The following is a 1,487-nucleotide window of genomic DNA, read 5'->3' as shown; positions in this document are numbered from 1 at the left end:
CCACCAAAAATGCAGTTGCACGTATGTGATCGGCGATCACGCGCAATGAATTGTTTTTCAGGTCGCTCGTGTGTGTTTCGCGTCCCGCAGCCTTGATCAGCGCAGCGAAGGTATCGATCTCGTAGTTGCTGTGCACGCCTTGCAAAATGGCGGCCAGTCGTTCCAGGCCCATGCCGGTATCGACGCATGGCGCAGGCAAGGGTTTGACCGAGCCGTCTTCGGCCATGTCGAACTGCATGAACACGTTGTTCCAGATTTCGATGAAGCGATCGCCGTCTTCATCCGGGCTGCCCGGAGGACCGCCGGCGATGTGCGGGCCGTGATCGTAGAAAATTTCCGAGCATGGACCGCAAGGGCCTGTGTCAGCCATCATCCAGAAGTTGTCCGACTTGTAGCGGCCGCCCTTGTTGTCGCCTATGCGTATCACGCGTTCAGGCGGCAGGCCGATTTCCTTGGTCCAGATGTCGTAGGCTTCCTGGTCTTCAAAGTAGACCGTGGCCAGCAGTTTTTCGCCAGGCAGGCCATAGACCTTGGTCAACAGCTCCCATGACCATTTCAGCGCATCGCGCTTGAAATAATCGCCGAAGGACCAGTTACCCAGCATTTCGAAAAATGTATGGTGACGTGCGGTATAGCCGACGTTTTCCAGATCGTTATGTTTGCCGCCGGCGCGCAGGCAGGCTTGCACCGAGGTGGCGCGCACATACGGGCGCTTGTCTTCACCCAGAAATACGTCCTTGAACTGGACCATACCCGAGTTGGTAAACATCAGGGTCGGGTCGTTGCCGGGAACCAGCGGGCTGGACGCCACGATGGTGTGGCCTTTGGATTCAAAGAACTTCAGGAATTTTTCGCGGATTTCGGACGAGTTCATGTTCTGGGCAGAGTAAGGAATTGAGCGGTGCAAAGCGGCGATTATACGTGATATGCGCGCAATAACCCTGCCCGCTGCGTGGCTGAAATAATACGGAAAACCACGCTTGCGGCAGGATTCAGCGCATGCTCGGCGCCACGTGGCCAAAGTGCGGCCCGATCAGATCGATGCGGTCGGTGCAAAACGCATCCACGCCCCAGGACAGGATCTCGGTCGCCCGCGCCGGTTCATTGACGGTATAGCAAAACAGGCCGTAGCCCGCCTCCTTGATCGCGCGCGCCAGCAATGGCGTCAGGAATTTATGGTTGGTCATCAAGGCTATAGCGCCCAAATCCAGCAGACGTTCATGCCAGTCAGCCGGGATCTCCCGCAACAAAAACCCGCGCGGAATCTCCGGCGCCGCCAGTTGCGCCGCCTTTAATGCCTCGAACGAAAACGAAGACAGCAGCGGCAGCGCCGCCGGCGTCCTGTCCGGCTGATGCGCAAACAGGCGCTGCACCGTCTGCGCTACCACCCAGCCGGTCTGATCCTCAAATCCGTGCACCGGCTTGATTTCAATATCCATCCAGATATGGTGGTGCATGCAAAATGCCGCGACCTGCTCGAGCGTCGG

At 57.8% G+C, this 1,487-nt stretch carries 2 protein-coding genes; both read right to left on the bottom strand.

Annotated features, from left to right (window positions below; all coding sequences use genetic code 11):
- A partial coding sequence (locus Q7T06_RS11450; protein WP_304784756.1) for an alanine--tRNA ligase-related protein occupies positions 1–874 on the bottom strand: 874 nt, incomplete at its 3' end.
- Positions 875–992: 118 nt separating this feature from the next.
- Positions 993–1,487, bottom strand: a 495-nt coding sequence (locus tag Q7T06_RS11445) for a glycerophosphodiester phosphodiesterase family protein (protein WP_304784754.1), incomplete at its 5' end; no start/stop codon positions are given.

Origin of the sequence: Herminiimonas sp., from assembly GCF_030645555.1 — a bacterium.
In the GTDB taxonomy this organism is placed as follows: domain Bacteria; phylum Pseudomonadota; class Gammaproteobacteria; order Burkholderiales; family Burkholderiaceae_D; genus Oxalicibacterium.
The sequence above is the reverse complement of the archived record's forward strand: the minus strand, read 5'-3'. Positions and strand labels throughout refer to the sequence as shown.